General features: G+C 60.4%; 22 protein-coding genes and 1 pseudogene. 17 read left to right on the forward strand and 6 right to left on the reverse strand.

Annotation, left to right across the window (positions count from 1 at the left end; genetic code table 11):
• The first annotated feature begins 613 nt into the window (after positions 1 to 613).
• Positions 614 to 904 carry a DUF982 domain-containing protein gene (locus M2281_RS25395; RefSeq protein WP_280823999.1) on the forward strand — a complete coding sequence of 97 codons (291 nt, stop codon included), beginning with the start codon at positions 614 to 616 and terminating at the stop codon, positions 902 to 904.
• A 167-nt stretch (positions 905 to 1,071) separates the two neighbouring features.
• Here the strand turns inward: M2281_RS25395 and M2281_RS25400 are convergent, their stop codons facing one another.
• A complete protein-coding gene (locus M2281_RS25400; RefSeq protein ID WP_280824000.1) occupies positions 1,072 to 1,623 on the reverse strand; it encodes an alpha/beta fold hydrolase in 552 nt (183 codons plus the stop codon).
• 97 nt (positions 1,624 to 1,720) lie between these two features.
• Between M2281_RS25400 and M2281_RS25405 the strand changes: the two genes are divergently transcribed.
• From M2281_RS25405 to M2281_RS25435, 7 genes are all read left to right on the forward strand, one after another.
• Entirely contained in the window at positions 1,721 to 2,038 is a 318-nt protein-coding gene (locus M2281_RS25405) for an ATPase inhibitor subunit zeta (RefSeq protein WP_280824001.1), read from the forward strand.
• 170 nt (positions 2,039 to 2,208) lie between these two features.
• The gene (locus M2281_RS25410) at positions 2,209 to 2,829 is read left to right on the forward strand and encodes a MarC family protein (RefSeq protein ID WP_280824002.1); all 621 of its coding nucleotides are present in this window, start codon (positions 2,209 to 2,211) and stop codon (positions 2,827 to 2,829) included.
• A 358-nt stretch (positions 2,830 to 3,187) separates the two neighbouring features.
• Entirely contained in the window at positions 3,188 to 4,174 is a 987-nt protein-coding gene (locus M2281_RS25415) for a formylglycine-generating enzyme family protein (protein ID WP_280824003.1), read from the forward strand.
• A gap of 179 nt (positions 4,175 to 4,353) precedes the next feature.
• Positions 4,354 to 5,964 carry an arylsulfatase gene (locus M2281_RS25420; RefSeq protein ID WP_425537806.1) on the forward strand — a complete coding sequence of 537 codons (1,611 nt, stop codon included), beginning with the start codon at positions 4,354 to 4,356 and terminating at the stop codon, positions 5,962 to 5,964.
• 218 nt (positions 5,965 to 6,182) lie between these two features.
• Positions 6,183 to 6,959 carry a hypothetical protein gene (locus M2281_RS25425; RefSeq protein ID WP_280824004.1) on the forward strand — a complete coding sequence of 259 codons (777 nt, stop codon included), beginning with the start codon at positions 6,183 to 6,185 and terminating at the stop codon, positions 6,957 to 6,959.
• A 154-nt stretch (positions 6,960 to 7,113) separates the two neighbouring features.
• Entirely contained in the window at positions 7,114 to 7,938 is an 825-nt protein-coding gene (locus M2281_RS25430; protein ID WP_280824005.1) for an LssY C-terminal domain-containing protein, read from the forward strand.
• 129 nt (positions 7,939 to 8,067) lie between these two features.
• Positions 8,068 to 9,144, forward strand: coding sequence for an AI-2E family transporter (locus M2281_RS25435; protein ID WP_280824006.1), 1,077 nt, complete (start codon positions 8,068 to 8,070; stop codon positions 9,142 to 9,144).
• A 686-nt stretch (positions 9,145 to 9,830) separates the two neighbouring features.
• On the opposite strand, the gene gcvA is transcribed toward M2281_RS25435, so the two are convergent.
• Positions 9,831 to 10,715, reverse strand: a complete 885-nt coding sequence (gene gcvA, locus M2281_RS25440) for a transcriptional regulator GcvA (RefSeq protein WP_280824007.1) — start codon at positions 10,713 to 10,715, stop codon at positions 9,831 to 9,833.
• A gap of 183 nt (positions 10,716 to 10,898) precedes the next feature.
• On the opposite strand from gcvA, the gene M2281_RS25445 reads away from it, so the two are divergent.
• The 4 genes from M2281_RS25445 to M2281_RS25460 all read left to right on the forward strand — a co-directional run bounded on the left by M2281_RS25445 (position 10,899) and on the right by M2281_RS25460 (position 14,503).
• Positions 10,899 to 12,335: an amidase gene (locus tag M2281_RS25445; RefSeq protein ID WP_280824008.1), complete on the forward strand. Its 1,437-nt coding sequence runs from the start codon at positions 10,899 to 10,901 to the stop codon at positions 12,333 to 12,335.
• Positions 12,332 to 12,529: a hotdog domain-containing protein gene (locus M2281_RS25450; protein WP_280824009.1), complete on the forward strand. Its 198-nt coding sequence runs from the start codon at positions 12,332 to 12,334 to the stop codon at positions 12,527 to 12,529. Before M2281_RS25445 ends, M2281_RS25450 begins: the two co-directional genes overlap by 4 nt.
• Positions 12,526 to 13,767, forward strand: coding sequence for an MFS transporter (locus M2281_RS25455; protein WP_280824010.1), 1,242 nt, complete (start codon positions 12,526 to 12,528; stop codon positions 13,765 to 13,767). Before M2281_RS25450 ends, M2281_RS25455 begins: the two co-directional genes overlap by 4 nt.
• Positions 13,768 to 13,888: 121 nt before the next feature.
• The gene (locus M2281_RS25460) at positions 13,889 to 14,503 is read left to right on the forward strand and encodes a GyrI-like domain-containing protein (RefSeq protein ID WP_280824011.1); all 615 of its coding nucleotides are present in this window, start codon (positions 13,889 to 13,891) and stop codon (positions 14,501 to 14,503) included.
• Between the two features lie 220 nt (positions 14,504 to 14,723).
• Here M2281_RS25460 and M2281_RS25465 read toward each other — a convergent pair whose 3' ends face one another.
• Together M2281_RS25465 and M2281_RS25470 are read right to left on the reverse strand one after the other, a co-directional pair.
• Positions 14,724 to 15,647 (reverse strand): patatin-like phospholipase family protein, encoded by a 924-nt coding sequence (locus M2281_RS25465; protein WP_280824012.1) that lies wholly within the window; start codon positions 15,645 to 15,647, stop codon positions 14,724 to 14,726.
• Between the two features lie 255 nt (positions 15,648 to 15,902).
• The gene (locus M2281_RS25470; protein ID WP_280824014.1) at positions 15,903 to 16,298 is read right to left on the reverse strand and encodes a BBE domain-containing protein; all 396 of its coding nucleotides are present in this window, start codon (positions 16,296 to 16,298) and stop codon (positions 15,903 to 15,905) included.
• 164 nt (positions 16,299 to 16,462) lie between these two features.
• Here M2281_RS25470 and M2281_RS25475 point away from each other — a divergent pair, with 164 nt between their 5' ends.
• From M2281_RS25475 to M2281_RS25495, 5 genes and pseudogenes are all read left to right on the forward strand, one after another.
• Positions 16,463 to 18,466 carry an FUSC family protein gene (locus M2281_RS25475; RefSeq protein WP_280824016.1) on the forward strand — a complete coding sequence of 668 codons (2,004 nt, stop codon included), beginning with the start codon at positions 16,463 to 16,465 and terminating at the stop codon, positions 18,464 to 18,466.
• A 5-nt stretch (positions 18,467 to 18,471) separates the two neighbouring features.
• Positions 18,472 to 18,681: a DUF1656 domain-containing protein gene (locus M2281_RS25480; protein WP_280824017.1), complete on the forward strand. Its 210-nt coding sequence runs from the start codon at positions 18,472 to 18,474 to the stop codon at positions 18,679 to 18,681.
• A 10-nt stretch (positions 18,682 to 18,691) separates the two neighbouring features.
• The gene (locus M2281_RS25485) at positions 18,692 to 19,789 is read left to right on the forward strand and encodes an HlyD family secretion protein (RefSeq protein WP_280824018.1); all 1,098 of its coding nucleotides are present in this window, start codon (positions 18,692 to 18,694) and stop codon (positions 19,787 to 19,789) included.
• Positions 19,790 to 19,948: 159 nt separating this feature from the next.
• Positions 19,949 to 20,146 (forward strand): annotated as a pseudogene (locus tag M2281_RS25490) (IS6 family transposase); the annotation flags it as partial.
• 334 nt (positions 20,147 to 20,480) lie between these two features.
• Positions 20,481 to 21,848, forward strand: a complete 1,368-nt coding sequence (locus M2281_RS25495; RefSeq protein WP_280824019.1) for a cation-efflux pump — start codon at positions 20,481 to 20,483, stop codon at positions 21,846 to 21,848.
• A 369-nt stretch (positions 21,849 to 22,217) separates the two neighbouring features.
• On the opposite strand, the gene M2281_RS25500 is transcribed toward M2281_RS25495, so the two are convergent.
• On the reverse strand, positions 22,218 to 22,970 hold the full coding sequence (locus M2281_RS25500; protein ID WP_280824020.1) for a Crp/Fnr family transcriptional regulator: 753 nt from the start codon (positions 22,968 to 22,970) through the stop codon (positions 22,218 to 22,220).
• A 449-nt stretch (positions 22,971 to 23,419) separates the two neighbouring features.
• On the reverse strand, positions 23,420 to 23,725 hold the full coding sequence (locus tag M2281_RS25505) for a hypothetical protein (RefSeq protein WP_280824021.1): 306 nt from the start codon (positions 23,723 to 23,725) through the stop codon (positions 23,420 to 23,422).
• Positions 23,726 to 23,982: the final 257 nt, after the last annotated feature.

Consider the following 23,982-nt stretch of genomic DNA (forward strand, 5'->3'; position numbering starts at 1 on the left):
CTTGGCAGACGGCCGCTGCAGCAGTCATGATCGCTCTGGCTGTCGCTGGAATGTGGTGGTTTTACGGTTAGATGGCCGGTTGAGACCCGAAGCCTCCGTGAGCGGGGGGCTTAGGGCGTGAATGGCTCCGGGTCTCGTGTTGCTGGGGGAGCAACAGCCAATACTTGCGTAATGGCGACCACAGACGCAACGATGCCTGAGGCTAAGCCGGCTTGTCCATTTTGTCTAAGGCCTGCTCTACCACTGGCGCATGGACGCTCAGCGCACAGCACCCGATTGCGCGTCTTTCCCGCCGTCAGGCGTTATTGCAGATTTCGGGTGATTGGGTGCGGGATCGGAGCTGCGACAAATATGGACTCTCGACGCGTAGCGCTGCTGATACTCTTGCTAGCTTTCATCATCGGGCTGGGTATCTATGGCATCATGCCGTCGCGAAGCTAATGGAATAGCCAGCCTCTCACCAAGCCATCGAATTGGCGCGCGCAGGTGTTCATATCGCTACCACCTTTGACGGAACGTGATGCAACCGAGAGCCAGATCGCTCGACCGCTGCCGATTGCGGTAGCCTCGGCTCTTCCACATCAACCCACGTTCCACCCGGAGGAAGGCCTCTATGAGCGCCACGCGTTTCTCTCACCCTGTCGAGATCTTCGTCGGCCTTGGATCCCACCGAGTGATCGAGAATGCCGGGCAAGCATACGATGTGCTGAACAAGTGGAGCGGGAGCCGTGGGCCGTGGCATGCCCAGGCACTCGGCAAGTGCCAGAGCGCGTTGACCAATGAGGGTGACATTGCAGCCGCGCGCATTGCGTTTGTGGCCTTTGCGCGGGCGAGAGGGATTCTGGTGCCAGATGCGCTCACGGCTGCCATGACCGAGGCCGCGCGGGAGCGGCTGAAACGCTGATCTCATGCAACCACCCTCCCCGTATGGCGTTTATGGGCGGTGGAGGTTGAGCGATAGGCGAAATCCGCAGATTGCCTACAACGCGTCAGCGGTCTCGAATCTTGCAAATCGCTATGTCGAGATGCGGCGTAACGGAGGCCAACGGGTAGCCTTCGCAACTTAATCGCCTAGTCGTTTCCGATCCGTCCCAGGAACTCCGTGATCATCGCGGACACCTCCGACGGCCGCTCCTGCGGCAGCCAGTGCCCCGCGCCGGGCAGGATGTGCGATCCGCGCAGGTCCGGAACTAGGCTGGGCATGGCCGCGATGATCTGGTCCATGCCGGGAATGCTCAGGCCAGTGTCGCGCTCGCCGATCAAAAACAGCGCCGGAATGGCGATCTTGGCCCCCGCCATGGCTTGTTGAAGTTCCCAATTGCGATCCAGGTTGCGGTAATAGTTGAGGCCGCCCTTGAAGCCGGACGTCCGGAAGGCATCGACGAGGCGCTCGAAGTCTGCCGCCGGCAGCCACTCGGGCAGTGCGGCCGGATCGGGTAGGCTCGCAAGCAATCCCGTACTGCGGTTGACCATGCCGAAAGGATTGGGCGTTCCGTCTCCGGGCTTCCGCGGCCCCGCCTCGCCGCTGGCGGCAAAGAGCAGTTTCCGCAGCGTGCGGCGCGGGTCGGCCTCGAACTCGGCCTCCGCCTTGCCGCGTGTCCTCCCACTACCGGCGACCATCATGGCTGAAATTCGTGGACTCGGACGATGACTTCGACGATGATGAGTTGCATGGCGGCCGTGACTAATTGTGACGTGAGCCGAGCCAGGTGCATTTCCAATGCCCAACTTCGATGAAAACACCCTGCGAATAATGCGCCGCAACGTGCTCCTTGGGATGTGGGCGGCAAAAAAATTGGGGCTTGTGGGCGAAAGCGCGGATGCCTATTCAACCGATCTCGGCATGCGAGCGTTTGATTACTGCGACGTGGCTAGCAAAATTCGCGAGGATTTTAACGCTGCGGGCGTGGTCGAATCCGACGAGGAAATTCGACGCGTCATGAATGAGTCCTGGCTCCAAGCGTCGAGCGGCAACCGAACAGGAGATGCTCGCGACGGCGCTATGGTACAGATCGTGCGCAATCTCGTGCTGAAATGACAACCTCACCCAGGTGCGTTACCAATCCGGGTCCCTTTCTCCAAGGTTGTCAGGGGATTTTGCTCAGCTATCCATTTTGATTACGATGCATCCATGCTCGTCGCATAGCTTCGTTTGACATCCACCATAAATGTTCAAAGTCCAGATCCGATCATTGGTGAGAGCGCCCGATGGAAGATCATCTGCAAGCCATCGTCACTCTCATCTCGCTGGTCAATCCCATGGTCTGCGCGATGATGTTCACTGGCCTGACTGCCGGGCGGACGCGGGCGCAGCGCGTTTCGGATGCAACAAGGGCGATCCTGACCATCGCCGTGGTCCTGACCGTCGCGGCGCTTGCGGGCGCTCGCATACTCGACATCTTCGGAATACCACTGGATGTGTTTTCCGTGGCTGGCGGGATCGTCCTGTCCTTCATCGGTTTCACCATGCTGTCCGGATCCAGGTCGGACCACGCGCCCGATCCCGCAACTCAGAATCCCGATCCGTCCGCTGCGGGGGCGACGCTGGCACCGATGATCCTGTTCGCGGCCAGCCCCGGCACCATCACCGGGGTCATCACCATCGCGGCGGCGCATTCGCGCAAAGGCATCCCTCTTCCAGCGCTAACTGGCATATGCGTGGTCCTGATCATCACCTGGGGGCTGCTGCTGCTTGTTGCACGCAGATCGAAACCCCCCAAAGGGCCAAGTCTGGCACATGATATGGTCACCCGATACATGGGCTTGATCGTGATCGCGATGGGGATCAACTATGCCCTGACCGGATACAAGGCATTCATGGCTGGTTGAGGCCAGCCATCGACAGAGCCAACCGGTGGCACGAACCCGGTCTTGTTCTCAAATACTGAACAATCTGAATGGTGGCTGTGGGCCGGGTATGGACTGGCAGCTTCCGGTCGCACATCCTTGATTGCGGACATTAAGGTCGGCGTGCGCATCGTCGTGGCCTGACCCTGACCTGACATTATTAGCTAGCCAATTGATGCCGGCTTCGCTCAGACGCGGGCTTGCGCGCTCGACCATAGCCAAAAGAATAACTCCATTGAATATACGGTAGTTTTATTGGCAGCATTGAAGCTCCAAGTTCGCGCTCTAGAACTCCCCAAGACCAGTCTTCGTCCTGGCAAAAGTGGGGATACTTCTTGCGATGACAGCTACTTTGGAAGCGCCGATAAGTGAAGAACCCAGAAGTAATACGCTAAGTCGCGGTATGATTTGGATTCCGGGCGGCACGTTCCGCATGGGATCGGAACGGCACTATCCCGAGGAAGCGCCGGTCCACCGGGTCGCCGTCGACGGCTTTTGGATGGACCGGACGCCGGTGACGAACCGCCAGTTCCGCGCCTTCGTCCGTGCAACCGGGCACGTTACCGTGGCGGAGAGAAATCCAGACCCGAAGGACTATCCTTTTGCCCTACCGCACATGCTCAAGGCTGGATCACTTGTGTTCATTCCTCCGGATCAGCCAGTCGCTCTCACCGATTTCAGCAGGTGGTGGGCCTTCAAGTTCGGGGCAAACTGGCGTCGTCCTTATGGTCCGGGCTCCTCAATCAAGGGGTTGGACGATCACCCGGTGGTACATGTCGCCTGCCTCGACGCAGAGGCTTATGCGCGCTGGGCCAACAAAGACCTGCCGACCGAAGCGGAGTGGGAATACGCGGCGCGCGGCGGGCTCGACCAGGCAGAGTTCGCCTGGGGCGACGAATTGACCCCGAACGGCCGACATATGGCCAACACCTGGCAGGGCCAGTTCCCTTCGCAGAATCTCGCGCAGGACGGCTTCGAGCGCACGTCGCCCGTCATGTCGTTCCCCCCGAACGATTACGGGCTCTACGACATGATCGGCAATGTCTGGGAATGGACGAGCGACTGGTACATGCCGAAGCACCCAGCCGATGCGGCGAAGGCGTGCTGCGTTCCACAGAACCCGCGCGGCGGGCGGGAGGAGCAAAGTTACGACGCCTGCCAACCTGGGGCGAAGATTCCCCGACGGGTGGTGAAGGGCGGTTCGCATCTGTGCGCGCCGAACTATTGCCGTCGCTACCGGCCGGCGGCGCGTCACCCGCAGCCTGTCGACACTTCCATGAGCCACGTTGGATTCCGCTGCATCATTAGAAAGAGGAGCACTCCATGAATGATGATCGTGCATTCTCAGAAACTAGAGATGGTAGGTTTCGCCTCAGGCGGATGTGGACAAGAGCCGCGTTGATCGGAGGCACGGCCTTGTTCTCGGCCGCGATGGCCGCCGCGTCTTTCGCCCAAGCGCAGCAACAGCCGCCGCAACCGGCACAGCCGCCACAGCGACCGAACATCATGTTCATCATGGGCGACGACATCGGCTGGATGCAGCCGAGCATCTACCATCGCGGCGTAATGGTTGGCGAAACGCCGAACATCGACCGCATCGGTAAGGAAGGTGCGATGTTCACCGACTATGTGGCCATGCAGAGCTGCACCTCCGGTCGCAACGCCTTCTTCACAGGCATGTATCCGCTGCGCACGGGCATGATCCCCCCACAACTGCCTGGCAGCCCATCCTATCTGCAGCCCGGCACGCCGGCGCTCGCCAAGTTCCTGCTCGACCTTGGCTACACTACCGGCGAATTCGGCAAGAACCATCTGGGCGATCACACCGCATCGCTGCCAACGGCACACGGTTTCCAGGAATATTGGGGCTATCTCTATCATCTCGATGCCATGCAGCAGGTGAGCTTCCCTGACATCAACAAGAATCCAAACACCCAGACCGTCGCGCCGCCTTGCCGCAACACGCCGATCCCCGGCATCGCCGAGGTGCCAGGCGCAGTCGACGCCAAGACAACGACCTGCCTCACTCCGCCGCGCAACGTGCTGGCGTGCAAATCCGCCAACGGCACGGAGCAAAACCAGATGTGCTCCGATGAGGGGCCGCTGACGCTCGAGCGCTCCAAGACGGTGGACGAGGAAATCTCGGACAAGGTTGTCGACTTCCTCGACCGCAACGACCCGAAGAAGACCAACAAGCCCTTCTTCGTCTGGTACAACCCGGCCCGTATGCATGTCGTGACCGTGCTGTCACCGAAATACGAAGCCATGGTCGGCGAGCGCGGCGGCAAAGATTGGGGCGTCAACGAAGCCGGCATGAAGCAGCTCGACGACAATGTCGGCGTCGTCCTCAAGAAGCTGGAGGATATGGGCCAACTCGACAACACCATCGTGGTCTTCACCACCGATAACGGCGCAGAGGCCATCAGCTTCCCGGATGGCGGTGTGACCCCGTTCAAGGGCCAGAAGGGCGAGGCTTGGGAGGGCGGTTATCGCGCGCCATTGGTGGTCCGCTGGCCGGGCGTCATCAAACCAGGCACGATCAACAACCAGTTGTTTGCGGCCCTCGACTGGCTGCCGACGCTGGTCGACATCGCCGGCGGACCGAAAGGTGATGGGTTGAAGCAGCAGATCGAGGCCGGGCAGTATCCCGGCATCGTCAAGACGACACTCGATGGCTTCGACCAGACCGATATGCTCGAAGGCAAGACCGCGAAATCGGCGCGTGACTTCTTCTTCTATTATTCGGGGGCGACGCCGTCGGCGGTGCGCTACAAGAACTGGAAGATGTACTACACCATGGCGCAACCAGGGCCGCAGGGCTGGATTCTGCCGCTCATCCCGTTCCACTTCACCTTGGTGCAGAACATCAAGCGCGACCCGTTCGAGCAGGCGGTCGGCATCGATCAGAAGACGGCCATGAGCCTTGGCGGCGCATTGGGCGCTCCGGCGACCGCGTTCCAGTACGATTGGAACATGTTGCCGATCGGCCAGCAGTTGTGGCTGCACCACCTCGAGACCTACGAGAAGTTCCCGCCGCTGCAAGCCCCCGAGAGCTACAATCTCAGCGGCATCCTCGATCAGGTCAAGAAGGCCTTGGCGAACCACCCGAGCGACTAGCTGGATGGGCAGCCGTTTTGCCACCCCGCTCCTCCCCCCGCATGCGGGGGGAGGAGCATGGCGCTCAGGGCGGATGACCGGCGACGGCGGTCTACCTGGGAAATTCACGGTTCCAAGCGGCGCGCCTTGCAGGATTGATCGCGCTCCTCGGGCTCATGGCTTTGCCCAAGCTGATCTGTCAACGGAGCGGGATGAGGAATTCTAACAGGAGTTGTCTCGTGCTCGATCTGTCGAACTATTCGCTTCCAGCGATCTTTCTGGCCGGTTTCGCTGTAATTCTGGCGGCAATCGAATTTGGCCACTGGCTCGGTGCGCGCGTCGGTGATCGGGGCGATGACAACGTGCCCACACTGGAAGGGGCCATGATCGGTCTGCTGGCCTTGATGTTCGGCTTTACCTTTGCCTTGGCGCTCACGCGCTTTGACGCTCGACGCACTGCCGTGTTGGCCGAAGCCAACGCAATCAGTACCACCGCGCTGCGCGCGCGCCTGTTACCCGAACCGCATCGGAACGAGGTGTTGGGACTGCTGCAGAACTACGTGAAAATTCGGCTCGACGTCACCCAGCATCAACTGACGCAAGCCGAATGGGCGGCGGCGATCGATAAGTCGAATGCGATTCAAGAAAAACTCTGGCAACAGGCAATGGCGATGGCCGCGTCCGATACCGGCATGGTGCCTACGGGCCTGTTCATCCTGGCCCTGAATGAGACGATCGACGATCAAGCAAGGCGGCTGATAGCGCAACGCAGTCGCGTACCGAACATCGTTCAACTGACGCTTTTCGGCATCGCCGTCGTCGCGAGCGGGTTCGCGGGTTACGCAACCGGGGTTAAAGTCCGGCGCTCCCGGATACCGGTTTATGTCATGGGCCTGTTGGTCACTTGCGTCATCATCGTGATCCTCGACCTCGACAGACCAGGTGCCGGGTTCATTGAAGCGAGCCAGCAACCGATGATCGATGCAGCCGCCAGCCTTGCCGCAATTTCCGAGTAGGTGCCCGCATGGCCGACATCGGCATGGCTGACCGGTGAGGTGGACGACGCGTGAGGTTCGCCCGCTTTCGTGTGCTCAGATGATAGTCCTCCTCAACGGTAACCGCTTCGTAGCATGGCAAAGAGCTTTCCGGCGCTAAACGGGAGAAAGTATTTTGAGATTGCTGACGCGCCTTTTCCAGCGATTTCTGGTTCTCTGTTTGGGCGTGCTTAGCGTTTGGCTGATCGTCTTCGTCGTTTTCGATACCGCGGACCACAGGCTTCCATGGCTCCTGGCGGTGAGCCTTACATACGGCTTGGCCGCCTATGTCATTTTGCCAAACGTGGTCCGAATGGGCCTCAAGATACTTCATCGTGGAGCTATCCCTCAGTACACGATCACCGGCGATGGTCTGCCCGGTGACCCTGTAAATCTTGTCCTCGTCGGAACGCGCCAGCAACTTTGCGATGCGTTTGCGACGGCGGACTGGTCCACGGCCGACCGTTTGGGGCTGGCGAGTTCATGGCGAATGATACGAGCATTTGTGCTCAACTCTCCGTATCCCACCGCTCCTTTCAGCCCCCTCTATCTCTTTGGGCGACGGCAGGACATAGGTTTCCAAGAGCCCATCGATAATAGCCCGCGTAAGCGCCATCACATCCGTTTCTGGGCGCGAAGCCTCGACCACTCCGAGGACGATGTGAGCACAACGAGCTTCTGGTTGAATACTGACAAGCCTTCGGCCGACCAGCGCGTGCTATGGGTCGGGGCGGGGACCAAGGATACGGGTTTTTCTCTCACCTGGCTGACGTTCCAAGTTACTCACGCTACCGCTTCAGATACGAACGCCGAGCGCGATCACATAATCGGCGAGCTGAGAGCAAGACGCGTGATCGGGGATGTTACGTTGCACCAATCTGGTTCACGTTTGCAGACCGGAAAGATCAACCATTACATTACCGATGGCGAGATCGCGTTCGCCAGCTTGATAGAAAATTGAACGAGGACGTGCAATCGCGGTTTCTGGACCAGGAAATTGGGCTTCGATAGCACCGGGTCATCGAAATCCTCAGCATGACTTTCCGGATTTGGCACCGAGGACAATGTTCGAACGCTGCGGAGAAACTCGATGAGATTTTCGCAACCAGCCACGTTCTGGATTGCAATCTCTGCTGTCGCTTTGGTTGCGTTGGTGCTGTTGCACCAAATCCTCTTGCCGTTCGTCGTCGGCGCAATGCTCGCCTATCTGCTCGTTCCGGCGGTCGACAGATTGGAACGCTTAGGGATAAATCGTGCCTTTGCCGCTCTCCTCGTCTTCCTGCCGCTGGTTGCGGGTTTTGTCGCCTTTGTCTTGGTGATACTCCCGGTCATCATTGGCGAACTCAGATTCTTTATCGAGCAGTTTCCCCGCTACGTCGCACGGCTCCAGTCGCTCATGACCGATGCTAGTCACCCCTGGCTGCATCGTATCGTAGGTGATGTTCATATCGAGCCATCCTCCGCCAATGTCGCGGGCGCGATGGGCAGCGCTTGGCTCGACGGCTTCCTTCGCTCGGCATGGTCTGGCGGATTGGCTTTGATCCACCTTCTGTCACTGCTCGTCGTCACGCCGATCATCGCCATTTATCTGGCAATTGATTGGCAACGAATGATTGCGACCGTCGATGGCTGGTTTCCCCCGGCACACCGCGACCATGTTCGGGCACTTGCGCGGGAAATCCACGAGACGGTTGCCGGCTTTGTGCGGGGGCAGGCCGTTATTTGTCTCGTTCTCGCCGTGCTTTATGCAACAGCTCTCAAGATGATTGGGCTCAACCATGCCATCTTGATAGGTATCACCGCGGGCCTCGTCAGTTTTGTTCCCTATCTCGGAGCCGCCACCGGCTTCTTCGTGGCCGTGTGCGTTGCGCTGACCCAGTTCTGGCCGAACTGGGTCCCCGTCGCTCTTGTGGGGAGCATCTTCATCGTCGGAGAAATGCTTGCCGATTATGTGCTGTCGCCGCGGATTATCGGTAGTCGCGTCAAACTCAACCCAGTCTGGATGATGTTTGCGCTGTTCGCTTTTGGATGGCTGTTCGGCTTCATCGGCTTGCTGTTGGCGATACCGGTCGCGGCGGCGCTGGGCGTGATCCTGCGGTTCGCGAGGCGGCAGTCCCTGGCAAGCTCGGTTGACGACGTCGATCGCAGCCTGCCGGGCCCGGAATGATGGAGAGGCACTGAACCGGATAGAACCAATGTCGTTCTGGGCCGCTGAGGTGAACTTTGGCGCAGCTCGGAAGCAGACATCGGGTAACCATGCCGGACGTCGTGCTCGCGAGATTAGCGGCCGTCCATGCCGCGGAACACGAATGGCACGACCATGCCCCCGAAGGAGACCTTTGGAGCCTTTGAAAGCCGAGTTTTCTGCCCAGGGCTTCCGAGGACTTTGTGTCAGTCGCTGGTCTTCCGAGGCCGGAAATCGAGCGCGTCGCGGTAATCTCTGCTGGTCTGGCCGGCAGGAGCCAGTAGCCGGTTCCTTGGTCTCGTAGGTGCTGCCATCCAGGCGATAGCCGAGGTCAGCGCCACTGGTGATACTCACATGCTCGCCGTCGCTGGTGCACGAGAGATGGCGGAACTGGTCGTAGCTGAACACGATTCGTTGGCGCTCGAGTCCTCGGCGACCGCGACGCCGACGGGCAGGCTGCGCGCGAAGGCTTGAAGCCGCATCTGGCTCTGCAACGGCAACTAAGTTGCCTGCAGGTCGGGGCCGCCGCCTTTGGTCAGTTCGAGACGGCGGCCCCGAAACTCGTTCCGAAGTCATTGATCGTTAGCCGCAGCACTGTTGCGCGCCCGTATATGCTTTCTCGGCAGCGATGACTGGTTGAAAACGATCTATGAAAGAGTCTGCTCGGCTCAGTTTCGCTGATCGTTCAATATCCAATCTCGGAACGCTGCAATCTTGGGCTGCGATTGCTTGTTGTTCGGGCAGACCAGATAGTATGCGAACTCCTCCATGTTTGCAGATGGAAACAATTGGACCAAACGCCCATCGCGCAGATCGTCTTGAACCAAGGCCGCCGGTAGAAGTCCTGCGCCTTGACCGGCAAGGACCGCCTTTAGCAAGAGCCCGCTATCATCGAAGGATGGGCCACGCACTTCCGTCCACTCAGACGCGTTGTGCGTTTCAAACCAAAGGCTCCAGCCCTTTCGCTCGGAATCGTGAACCTGCGGCCAGCGCGCCAGGTCTGATGGTCGATCCGGAAATCCTAATCGCTCAATCAGATTAGGCGTAGCCACCGCTATCATCTCGACCGTGACCACACGATCGCTGCGGAGTCCAGGATAGCGGCCCATCCCATGTCGGATCGCAACGTCCACTTCCGAGCGAGAAAAATCGACGAGCGCATTGCTAGTGACGATCTGAAGATCAATGTCTGGCAGCGCCTCTCGAAAGGATGACAATCGAGGAACCAGCCATGCCGACGCGAAGAAAGGCGTAGCGCTAACGGTGAGCAGTCCAGATTCCACTTGGCCCGCGATCCGCTCGGATGCGTCCGCGATCTGGCGGAATGCATTGCGTATCGAAGGCAGATAGTCGCGTCCTGCGTCAGTCAGAAAGATCCCCCGCGTTACTCGCTCAAAGAGCTTCACACCCAAATTTTCCTCGAGAACCCTGATCATCTGGCTCACCGCTCCTGGCGTGACGCACAATTCCTCCGCAGCGAGCTTGACCGACAGGTGGCGGGCGGCGGCCTCGAACGCTTTGAGCGCGTTTAGCGGGGGTAATCGGCTTGGCATGAGTAAGATAATCTATCTTATAGGATTCATCTATTCTGGTTTGCGTAGGCGATCGAATGGCATCATATTCCTTGCAAGTTGAAGCCGTCAATGTGGCCATCAAGCTGGCACCGAAGGCAAAAAATCTAAATCATGACGAACGCGTTGCTCGGGCCGCGCGATTGAAGAAAGGACCCAGGACGGATGTCTTTCGATGTGGAGTTCCGTGAGCTTACGGAGATTGGAGGGCTCATCGCCCGCCGCGCCATTACCTCGAGAGAAGTCACCGCGGCACTTCTGGCACGCATTCAGCGCATAGATGGCGAATTGAAGGCATATGTGCGAGTCTTGGACGACCAGGCACTCCGCCAAGCGGAGACGGCCGATCGGGAGATCGAGGAAGGATTGCACCGGGGGCCGCTCCATGGCGTTCCCATAGCCGTAAAGGACCTATGCTGGATCAAGGGCGTCGCCACTGCAGCCGGCACTGCCGTTCATCGAGATTTCGTCTCCACGCGCGATGCCACAGTCGTCCGGAAGCTCGCCGACGCGGGCGCGGTGCTGATCGGCAAAACCCAGCTCACCGAGGGAGCATATTCCGACTACCACCCATCAATATCGCCGGTGAGTAACCCGTGGAATGGCAAATATTGGACGGGTATCTCCTCCAGCGGGTCGGCGGTCGCAACCGCGGCCGGCCTATGTTTCGGCTCGATCGCCTCAGACACCGGCGGGTCCATCCGATGGCCTTCGGCGGCCAATGGCGTAACCGGCCTCAAACCGACCTGGGGACGCGTCAGCCGTAATGGAACATTCGACCTTGCGCCGTCGCTGGACCACATTGGCCCGATTGCCCGGAGCGTCGCTGACGTTGCGGCGATCTTCAAAGTAATAGCCGGACACGACGTCGATGATCCGACGACAAGCTCTCGTCCGGTCCCCGACTATATGGCCGACTTGATTGCCGACGTGCGTGGTATGCGTATCGGCATCGACCAGCGCTGGAATACCGAAGCCGTTGACGCTGGAACCCAAGTCGCACTGGCCGAAGCGCGTGCGGCATTCTTAGGCTTGGGCGTCGAGATCGTTGACATTTCGTTCCCGGACGTTCGCCAGATCGTTGATGATTGGACGCCGAACTGCGCTGTTGAAGCGGCTGTCGTGCATCAAGCCGTCTATGCCGCCCACAAGGAGCAGTACGGCCCCATTTTGTCATCGGTCATCGAGGCCGGAATGGCTGTCTCGGGGATTGACTATCAGGAGATATTGCTTCGCCGGGCGGCGTTCCGGGGGCGGGTGGAAGCCCTATTATCATCAGTCGACGCCGTACTTACTCCCGTTCACCCTTTTGCCCCGCTCACGTTGACGAAGATCGCGACGCTTGGCGAGCAGCCAGAACTAATCGCCAAGCTGCAACGTTACACGTGCCCCTTCAACATGAGTGGGCATCCGACGCTCTCATTTCCGGGAGGGGCTTCGGCGGACGGCATGCCGATCGGCCTGCAGTTGATCGCCGCCGAATTTAACGAAAGCGCGCTTCTCTGCCTCGGCTCGGCGTTTCAAGCCGCAACAACTTGGCATCGTCGTCACCCAAACCTTAGCGATCGCGTGATCGAGCCCCAAGGGGGAGGAGCGCAATGATGAGCACGCTGAAGGCCAACTTCATCGGCACGGCCAGAAACGGCGTCGTGAGTTGCAAGGCGCAGTTCGCTCACGCCGGGCGCACCACGCAAGTCTGGGATACGGAAGTCCGCGGCGAAGAAACGGGCCGAACCATCGCGCTGTTTCGCGGCACGCAGATGCCGCACTCCCAGGCCAACGGAGGACGCTCGTGACCGCGCAAAGGCCATCATCAAGGATTTTTTACGGCTGGTTCGTGGTTGCCGCTGCCTTTGTCATAACCTTCGTCGGCTTCGGAAGCGCCTACACATTTGGCTCCTTCGTGGACGCGTTTGAGAAAACGTTCGGCGCTTCGCGTGGTGAGGTGTCGCTGGTTTTCTCCCTCGCGGGGTTTTTGTATTTCTCGCTTGGCGCAGTGTCGGGGCCGCTGGCTGATCGATGGGGTGCGCGCTGGCTCGCGGTGATCGGCATGATTTTCGTTGGGATGGGGCTGATCTTTGCCGGGCGCGCGGAAACATTGGTCGGAGTCTATCTCGCCTATGGTCTGGGGATCGGCATCGGGATCGGATTCGCCTATGTGCCGGCGCTAGGAGCCGTGCAACGCTGGTTTGTTCAACGGCGCGGGCTCGCATCAGGACTCGCGGTGAGCGGAATCGGCGTGGGAACTCTTGCCATGCCTCCGCTGGCGACCGCGCTGGTCGCCAACCTCGGATGGAGAGGAGCCTATTCGACCCTTGGCGTTTTGGCGATCGTCGTCGGTTCCGTCGCCGCACTCCTTATCAATGACGACCCGGCCTGCCGTGGGCTTCATCCTGACGGAATCTCACCCGAAACAGCCGGTCCGTCTGTCACACGCGCGGGGCTTTCTGTGCGCCAGGCAGTGCGGACTCGACGATTTGCCGAACTCTATATGGCCTGCCTGATCGGGTCGCTCGGCGTCTTCGTGCCGTTCGTCCATCTCGTGCCCTTCGCAGTCGATCTTGGCATGTCCTCGACGGCCGCCGTCTGGCTCATGGGTGCGATCGGTATCGGCAGCACAATTGGCCGCTTCTTTCTTGGCGGTGTTGCCGACAAGATGGGGCGCGAACGATTTCTTGTCGCCATGTATCTTGGCATGGCGGGTTCCCTTGTCATTTGGGCGCTCAGCGCAACGCCCTTGCTGCTGGTGATATTCGCCCTGAGCTTCGGCCTGTTTTATGGAGGTTGGGTCGCGGTCCTGCCGGCGGTCGTCGCCGACCTTTTCGGTTCGAGAAGCGTCGGCGGCATCATTGGCGTCCTATATACCAGCGTCGCCATAGGCACGCTGATCGGGCCGAGCAGCGTCGGGTTCATCTACGACATCAGCCACAGCTATTTTGTCTCGATCGCCGCAAGCGCCGTGTCGAATGCAGTCGCCGCCGTCATCGTCGTGCTGGCAGTGAAGCGATCGGTCGCCGAAAGGAAGCCTGGCTGATGAAAAGGGCCATACAGTCTGTACGCCCGAACGCGACTACCCTTTTCGGTTCTGATGCGGGATTTTCGTCATTGCGGACATTCAATTGTAGACTGCCATTTAACGCTGGGAGCCAGGGACAATGACGAAGTTCGATCTGAAGCAGGCACATCGGAAGTTATTTAATCCGCCAAAGGATAACTTCGCCGAGGTCCTGGTTCCGGCGATGCCGTTTGTGAAGGTCGATGGGGCGGGCGACCCCAACACTGCGGATGAATACAAGACAGCGGTCGAATGGCTGTATGGGATTAGCTATGCGATGAAGTTCGCAGCCAAAGAAGCGCTAAATCGTGACTACGTGGTGCCTCCACTTGAAGCGCTCTGGTGGGCGGACGATCCCGCGACCTTTGTCCGCCGGGAAAAGGACCGGTGGCGCTGGACGGTGATGATAATGGCGCCCGACTTCGTAACCGACGCCATGTTTGAAAAAGGGGTCGCAAAGACCACCGCAAAGCGGGGCGACCGTCCGTCATCGCTGCGCTTTGAATCATATGACGAAGGCCGTTCGCTACAGACCTTGCATATCGGCAGTTATGATGATGAAGGTCCGACGCTGAAGCGCCTCCACGAGGAGGTGATGCCCACTCTGGGCGTTACCTTCAACGGCGCGCATCACGAAATCTACTTGAGCGATCCGCGGAAAACCGAGCCGGCAAAGCTGAAAACGATCCTTCGCCAGCCAATTCGAGAACATTGAGTGCTGTGGCTGATGCGGAAACCTACCGCCATACGGCGTTCAACGTCAGCTCATCCCAATTCCGGGTCAGAAGCGGTCTTCCCACAAACCGCCGGTAGCTGTCGGTCCGCTATGGGGAGATTTAGCAAGCTCGACTCTTCTGATAGGGACCCGGCGTAAACACCCCCACACCTGATGTTGGGGTGTGGGGGGTGTAGCACTGGGCGTCGGCGTGCAGTCGTCAGAGGAACGTCAAGCGGGTCGCTTCCCGCTTGCCTTGGGCGAAACCGGCACGGGCGGCGGGGATGCGGGTCGCCAGATCCATCTGGTTCGTGCCCATTGCGACTCGGGAATCGGCGTCCGGCGTGATCACCTCGACACGGCTGCCCTGGTTGCGCAAGGCCTCGACCTGGCTGTCCAGGTCCGCGCCCGGTAGTCTGCGCAGGCCCTCGAACTGGCCTTCCGGTAGCGGCCCGGTCCGTCCGCCGAACGGTGAGAGCACGACGACGTTCGCATAGCCCGAAGCGAGGTCGGCGTTTTCGGGGGAGCGCACGCCACCGTTGATGTAGCGAGTACCGTTGATGTTGTGCGTGGGCAACAGACCAGGCAGCGCGGTGCTCGCGGTGACCGCGTCCACCAGGTCGACGCCGGAGTCGCGATCGAACGTAGCCATCTGGCCGGTATGCGCGTTGACGGCCACCACGATCATTGGCCTCTCCGGCCATTCAGGGCGAGGCAACCTGGCGGCGACCAACGCGCGCCGTTGTTCAGCTGCCGCGGGTCCGAGTGTGGCGTCGCTCTCCAACCCGAACGCGCCCATCGCACGTTGCAGATCGGCTGCCGAGGTGGCAGCGGCGCCGATGGCCCTCATCCGCTCGAACAGCGTGTCCATCGGCAGTGACGGGAGCGGGGACGGCCGCCGTTCCCGATTCTGTCCGACCGGTTGAACCGGCGGAGACAGCACCGCGGCCAGCAGTTCGGCCGGCGGTATGCCGCTGCGCACATGCGCCGCAGCGGTGGCACCGGCCGAGGTGCCGATCACCAGATCGGCGGCCTCCGTCATATCGAGACCGGCTTCGGCCAGACCTGCGATGATGCCGATCTGCCACGCATTTCCGGCGGCTCCACCGCCACCGAGAGCTAGAGCAAGGTTTTTATGAATCATTCGCGCTCTATTGCAATCCGGGGACACCCCTGTCCATCGAAATATCAAGACCGTGCCTTACGGTTGGTTTCGCGGCAAGCTGAAGGGAATCCGTCATGAAAAAGCTCCTCATCGCAGCGACGGCACTTGTCGCCATGACTGCCCTTGCCGCGGCTGGTAATGGCAACGTCGGAAACGGCAACAGCAACAGGGGCTCACATATGGGGTCTACGGGAGAAGGGTGTCGCGATGGAACGCCGTGCCGCGTAGAGGCCTTTATATATCCGGCTTCGGTTCGATATTCTGGTTCAACCGGAACAGGTTGGATGGATCGAGGCGCGCCTTGAGTGCGGCTAGACGTTCATATTTCGCCGCGCCATAGGCGCTGTAGGCTACATCCTTGCCGACGTCCCCCTGTTCGTTGACATAGTTTCCGGCCTGCGACATCGCCGCCAACGCCTGGCCAGCCGAACGCCCCCAAGCCAGGCAACGGGCGTCATCAGCGGGGTCATCCCAGACCGGCTCCGCAATCCAGTAGAAAGAAGCGCTCCGCCCGGAGTAAGCGGTAGCGTCCTCCCCGACATCGGTGATCGCACCGCCGAGCTGAAGACAATAGAGTTCCGAATCCAGCGTCGGCGCAGCAGCGATGGACTCCACGAGGCAATCGATCACGCGATCCTCAAGCCCGTGCAGGAAGCCGCCCTTGGCGTAATATCGTCGACCCCAGGCATAATGCGCGTCGCTAATTTGTTGCTGGACAGCAGTGGGCGCGGGGATGAGTATGTGTGGGAAGTCAGGGCTTCAAAAGTTCCCTGCACCGCGGCCTGGAGTATCCCATGCTCATTGTGGCCCCCGCCGGACGCACACATGACCGTTTCGCTAGCCTGGTTGTAGGGATCGTTCCTGCATCGCTGCAGGCAGTTCGTCTGTCTGTGGCAGTTTTGCTCGCACTTTACGTAGCATTTCACCTCGAGCTCGAGACGCCGTATTGGGCCGGGACGTCCGCCGCCATCGTCTGCCAGCCCATACTCGGCTCGACGCTGCGAAAAGGTTTGTTCCGCATGATCGGCACGGCCGTAGGCGCGATTGTCGCTGTAGCCTTGACGGCAATTTTCCCGCAGCAACGGAGCGGGTTTTTGTTTGCCATGCTGCTGTGGGTGTCGGCCTGCTCCTTCCTGTCGACACTGCTGCGCAACTACGCCGCCTACGCCGCCATGCTGGCTGGCTACACACTGATCATCATCGCCGGGACATCCATCGCCGCGCCCGGCCAGGTGCTCGAAATCGCGCTAAATCGAGCCTCCGAGATCAGCATCGGCATCGCGGCCGGAACTCTGGTCGTTGCGCTGACGAACCCGGGTGATGCGCCCCGGCGTCTGGCCGCTATGCTCTCGCAGCTAATTGCGGAAACGGCCGGCCATCTTGTCGAGGTCCTGGCTGTGGCCGGTTCCCGGCACGGCGACGGAGTGAAGATCAGACGCGCCCTGGTCCGACGGACGGCGGCGCTCGACCCAATCATCGAACAGGCCGTCGGTGAGGCGCCGGAACTGCTGCAGCGGAGATCTATTTTGCGTGCAGCGCTGAACGGTTTGTTCGAGGCGCTGTCGGGGGTGCGGATCGTCGAAACGCATCTGCGCAGCTTGCCTGAAGCCGAGGCGCGTCGGAGCGCGCGCATCGTGCTGGATCAATTGCCGCCCAGCTTGCGAACGGGGACGCAAAAGCAAACGGACCTCCGCGCCGACCGCAGTGCCTCAGTCGTCCGCAACCTTCTACGCCTGGGGGCGGGCGACCTTTCAGTATACCTGACCGCACGCGGCGCCGCCGATGCGGCATCCGGCCTCGCGGCCGCCGGCAATGGTCTGACGCTTCTGAACGATCCCGCTCGGGCGCGGAACCGGCGGCCTTCTGGCTTCTTCGTCGCCGACTACCTCCCCGCCCTGGTCAATGCGTTTCGCGTCTTCCTGGGCGTCGGGACCGCGGTTCTCTTCTGGGTCATCACCGAGTGGCCCAACGGGCTTCAGGCGGTAACCTTTGCGGCGATAACGATCATGGTCTTTTCGCCGATGCAGGAGCAGTCCAGCAGAGCGGCGTTGGGCCAGGCGATCGGCATGGTGATCGCCGCCGTTGTGGTCGCGATCATCAAGTTCTCGGTGCTGCCCGGCCTGGAAACATTCCCTGGCCTCGCTGCTGCCATCTCGCTCGGCCTCGCGCCTCTCGCTGCCCTGTCGATCGTACCGGCCCTGGCGCCCTTTTTCATGTCGGCCACAGTGAACTTCATCCCGCTGCTAGCGCCGACAAACCAGACCTCTTACGATACGCTCGCCTATCTCAACAACACGCTTGGATTGCTGGGTGGCTGCGGTTTCGGCGTACTGGCGCTGGTGCTCATACCGCCCGTTTCCTCGCGCCTCCGATCGCAGCGGCTCTGTGATTTGACCATCCGCGACCTGCGGCGCCTTGCGATGGGCCGCCGCAATTGGACGCTCAGCCAATGGCAGCGCCGCGTCTACACGCGGTTGACTGCCATGCCGGGTGATGCCGAGCCGGTTCTGCGCTCCTATCTCGTCTCGACGCTCTCGGTGGGACTGCAGCTCATCCGGCTGCAACGACTGTCGCGGCATGGCCGCATCGGTGTCGAACTGTCGGACGTGCAGATGTCCGTTGCCACGGGTGATCTGGCGAAACTGCGCGCCGACATCAAAAGGGTCGACGAGGAGCTGGCGGCCATTCCCGATACGCAGCCCGGTGCTCCCGGACGGATGCGCGTTCAAGCGGCGCTGCTTGCGATTCTCGAGGCCGTCGATCGCCAGCGGGAATATTATGAGGGTCGATCGTCGTGAGTTTCGTGGAAATCGACGTGTTCGGCGTTCTGATATCACCGCTGGTGCCGCTAATGGCGCTCGCCGCCGCCATCACGGTCGCGTTGCGGGTGATCATGACCGAACTCGGATTAATGCGGCGCATCTGGCATCCCGCTCTTTTCGAATTCTCGATGTTCCTCATTTTGCTGACGGCCGCGGTGCTGATCTTGGGCAGTCTAAAGATATACGCTTGAGGCGCAAAGCATGTTGAAAGACACCTCAACTCCTCCGGAACAGCCTGCTGAGCCGCCACTGCGCCCCGAAGCACCGGCGACCGCTTCCGACGACCGCCGGTCGTTGCGGCGTCGGCTCCGGTTGCTGCCTATACTCGCAACGCTGACCGTCGCAGGAGTGGCGGCGGCAGCCGTTTGGCTTCTGTCGCAGAACTACATGGAAAGCCCATGGACACGGGACGGAACGGTCAGAGCCTATGTCGTCACGCTGGCGCCGGAAGTGTCGGGCCGTATCACCGAGCTTGCCGTGAAGGATAACCAGTTGGTCCGGAAGGGTGACCTGCTGATGAAGATCGATCCGAGCGACTATCAGTTGGCCGTCGAACTGGGCAAGGCGGCGGTTGATCAAGCGCAGGCCGATTTTGACAACAAGAAAGCGGAGGCCGCGCGTCGGCTCAAATTGAGCAGCCTGGCGACGACGACCGAGGAAAAGCAGACATACGTGGCCAGCGCCAACATGGCATCGGCAACCATCGAACAGGTGCGCGCCAACCTTGACCGGGCAAAGCTCAATCTGGCACGAACGGAAATTCGCTCGCCGGTGAACGGATGGGTCACCAATCTGCTGGTCCGCCAGGGGGACTACGCCACCACGGGCCAGACAGCGCTCTCGATCGTCGATGCGGATTCTTTCTGGGTGGATGGCTATTTTGAGGAAACGGCAATTCCGCTCATCCGGGACGGCGATCCGGCCAAGATCTGGCTGCTCGGATACAAGCAGATGTTGCGGGGCCACGTCGACAGCGTAGCACACGGCATAGTTGTATCGAATGTCACCCCGGGAAAAAGCGGGCTTGCCACGGTCAACCCGGTCTTCACCTGGGTGCGCTTGGCCCAGCGGGTACCGGTGCGCGTGCATATCGATGACATTCCGCCAGATGTGCGCCTTGTCATCGGCATGACCGCGACCATCGAGGTCGAGCCGAAGGTAAGTGAGCCCGCGGCCACCAATCCAATCCCGCACGCATCCCCTCCTTCCAACGCCACAGAAGGGGGACGGCAGGATCCTGACGGTGCCGGTGCGCGGGCACCGCGACGACATTCCGCCAACCGTGGGCATCGTCATTGACATGACCGCGACCATCGAGGTCGGACCGAAGGCGAGTGACCCCGCGGCCACCAATTCAATGCCGCACGCATCCCCTCCTCGCAACCGCACAGAAGGCAGACGGCAGGACCCAGACGGTGCAGGTGCGAGAAAGCGCCACGACCTATGGGCTGCCAAAGCTTTCTGCGTAAGGCTTTGCAGCGTCGCGGCCAACCCGATCATATTATCATCGACGTCAGTCAGACGGACCGAGAAGCAATCATTGCCTGCGATGGCGATAGCCGGCTGCGAGATCGATCGCGACGATCGCTGAAGCCAATCAGCATCCGGCAACGCCAATATCTCAACAACCGCGTCGAGCAGGATCAGCAGCGCGTCGGCGACACTGGCTCATGACAGCCTTTCGGAACGTGCCGACCGCCCTGCAAGCCGTGGAATGGCTCCAGTTCGGCCACTTGGCATCGCCCCGGTGGATCGACAGTTGCAAACAGATCTCAATAGCAAGCTATTGATATATTTGACTTATTACCCATCCTGCGCTATTGGAGCCGCATCGGGGAGTAGCAACCGCCCGCAAGCGGGAGCGCGTCAACATGCTCGCGGCTGCCGCGTGGCGCGCTCGGACAGTCTTTGACTGGCTCTGCAAGACCGAGGTCCATCAGCCTCTGGCGATTGGCTTCGCGCCAGCGCCTTCCCGGAGCCAAGAACCGCCATGCAAAAAGACAAAGAGCGCGTTGCGCTGATCTCGATGCTATCGAGCGCCTCGCTCGCCATTGGGAAGTTCGCCATCGGCTTCATGACGGGCAGCATCGGCTTGATCTCGGAAGGTGTTCATTCCTCGTCCGACTTCGTTGCCACCCTGGTCACCTGGTGGGCCGTTCGCGTCAGTGGCAAGCCGGCGGATGACGCGCATCATTACGGCTACGGCAAGGTGGAGAGCGTGGCCGCCCTCTTTGAGGTTGTCCTGCTTCTGGGGGCTGCGGGCTGGATTGCCTATGTGGCCCTCAGGCGCCTGTTCAGCGAGCCGCATCAGATCGAGGCAGCCCCGGTCGCCATCGCCGTCCTGGTGGTGTCCATTGTCGTCGACCTCTGGCGGGTGCGGGCTTTACGGCGGGTCGCCAAAGCGACAGGCAGTCCGGCGCTCGCGGCAGATGCCCTGCATTTTCTCTCGGACATGTTGGCCTCCTGTGTGGTGCTGGTGGGCATGGTGTTCGTGACACTCGGCTATTGGTCAGCAGACGCGATGGCCGCCTTGATAGTGGCAGGGTTTATTGTCGTGGCAGCGCTCAAACTCGGCCGCCAGGCCTTTGCGTCACTCGTTGATGCCGCGCCGGAGGGTGCGAGTGCGGCCGTAACAGCCGCGGTGACCGGGGTGCCGCACGTCATGGCTGTGGAGCGGACACGAGTGCGCTTGGCAGGGGCGACACCTTTCGTCGATCTTTTAATCGCGGTCAGCCGGGCGCTGCCGCTTGATCATGTGGCAGACGTCAAGTCGCAGGTCGTTCTGGCTGTGCATGGGCAACTGCCAAACGCCGAAGTGACCGTGGAAACGATAGCCAGGGCCGATGACGACGAGAGCATCGAGACCCAGGTTCGTGTGATTGCGGCCAACCAAGGCGCGGCAATTCATAGGCTGACGGTTCAGCGGATGGATGGGCGGCTGTCGATCAGCCTCGATATCGAAGTGGATGCCGATCTAAGTGTCGATGAAGCGCATGCGGTTGCCAGTGATCTGGAGACTGCCATTCGCGCGGAGCTCGGGGGCGACACGGAGATTGACACGCACATCGAGCCCAAGGCGGCCGAATGGCTGGATGGCGGCGAGGCATCCAGCGAAGATCGACGCCTCATAGAGCAATCTCTGATCCAAGCGGCAAAGCAGGGTGGCGTCGTCGATGACGTTCACAACGTCCGTATCCGCAATACCAGCATCGGCCTGATCGTCAATTTCCATTGTCGCCTTCCACCTCGCATGTCCGTCACGGAGGCGCACACTGCCGTTGACCAATTGGAGCGGACTGTTCGTGCGCTCCATCCGAACGTAGGCCGCGTGATTGGTCATGCGGAACCGTCGGTTTGACTTCCAGACGGCGTGGGAAATTTCGCCCGCATCTGCGCTTGCCCAAAGCGCCTGATGCCACACGGCCTAGCGCATAAAGGCCGCAGCCGACCCACCAGCGTCCCACTTGAACCCGGTCCTGCATGAGAGCACTTTTGCTTTATGGCACACCGCATCACTGTTCTGCCTTCGCACGTGGTCGTGAGCGCCGCGATGGCTTCTACCGCACCGTCTCCCCTTCACAGTTCAATTCGGTCTGATTGATCAAGACATCATGGAAGCGCACAGCGAGGCGGTCGTCCAGACATCCGAGCAGATAGGGTCGCGACCCATGCTCGCGCAGCCCGCAAGCAACACGCGGCTGGCAAGGGATGGCGTTGCTGACGATACTCAGCGTGCGATTGGATCGATGTAGAACGTTGTCTTTCCACGTGGGCAGGCATCTGTGCCAATCAGTCGTCGATATTCGGCCACGGGAACACCGTAGCTGCCGTTCGTCCGCTGGATCAGGCCCTCACGGTTGCGAATAATGATCTCGCCGCGGCTGGCGCGGATCAGGCTCTCCCCTTCAAGGATGTGAAGTCCGAGCGTTACTCCCGGACGCTGCACCCCCAGCATGACCGCCAGAACCTCATGTGTGAGCACGAGCGTGTCGCCTTTGACCCGGTCGTGGCATCTGAGCAGCATGCGCGCCAAGCGCTCCTCGAACTTGGAGCGGACATTCGAGAGTGCGCAGTAAGTGGCTTGAATGTAGAGGCTCTGGGCGTAACGGAGGAGAAGATTGCGCAACTGGGTGCTCCGCGAGACCGCCAACGTCAGGGCGGCGACGGGCACCTGAAGCCCCTCTCCAGCCATCTGCATGAAACATTCATGCGCCGCGCACTCGTCCCCGAGCACAGCGGCAGCTCCAGTCATGCCTTCATAGCCGATCAGGCCGACCTCCACATCGCGCCCTTTTGGCATTCTGGCCACGATTGTGGCGATTCCCGCCTCCAGGAAATAGATGAACTCAATCGGCCGCCCGCGACGCTCTAGGTTCATGCGAAAAGGAAGCTTGACGCGCTCCATGTGACCTTCAAGAAGTCGAAGCTCGTTCTGGCTCATGCTGCGCAGGAGAATATTGTTATAGCCGTCTCGATACATGGAATTCCTCCATGCATTACAAATTGCCTTGCCTCTCAATGCTTCTGGTGACGGCCGGTTTAGAGCCACAAAACAAGATTAACTGAGAAATTGTTTTCGACAATATCTTTGTTCTTTTATTTCGCTTGTTAGCGCCTGCTCCGCTCGACACGTGTGCCTGGAAAAGCTCGCGTGCCCCTGGCATCCCGACGACAGAACCGTCAAATGGACTTTGCCGTCTAGCGCGTTTCCCAGAAGTTGCGAGCCGTGCAACCGGACACGTATTGGGCCGAGTGAGGGGCTCAGAGGTGTGCGACGCGGCAGCGCTGCAATACGGGCAATCTGAACCAAGCTTTCCGAAAGGCAGAGGTTTTTCTGGATCACAAACTCGACCGATTGCCGTATGATGATGGGGTGCTGCCCGACCCGCGCCTAAGACGGTGCGTTCTTCGCGCGTAACGGCGAGCCCCTTATCTAGGTGTGGCGTTGCTCACCACCCAGAAATGACGATCCAGTACCAGGGTCAGGTCGGCTTCGTCGGTCACCCCCTCCTGAAACTTGCGGATCAGAAGCTTGGCCGCTTCGCAACTCAGCGCGGGGCTGGCCGACGGCTTGCGCAGGCCAGCCTGGAGAACGCGTTCGATCATCTCGATATCGCTTGGCGAAAGATACTGCTGATGACTGCCGGAAGACATGCGGTGACCTCCCCTGCTTAGCGGAATTCCCCGGCTGAACATCGACAGCGCCCTCAACTCCGCCGCCGACAGGTTCACCATCCGATATCGGGCGCGCCGCGTCTAGACAAATGTCTCAAATTGTACCGACTCCGCGCCGGACGTCTTTGGGCTCCGATCGAGGCAAAGAAATGCGGTGCTGTGCCGGGGCCTCGCGCTTTGGCGGCGGTGGCGCTTCGGTGCGCGCAGCTGATCTCCGCCGATACCGGCACCATGAATACGTTGCCGATGCAGGCTATTGGCGCGATTAACCTCCACACATTCTTGCGCGCCCCGTACACGACACTCGGGTCCGGCGA

It is taken from the genome of Pseudaminobacter soli (ex Li et al. 2025) (assembly GCF_029892515.1).
In the GTDB taxonomy this organism is placed as follows: Bacteria; Pseudomonadota; Alphaproteobacteria; order Rhizobiales; family Rhizobiaceae; genus Pseudaminobacter; species Pseudaminobacter soli_A.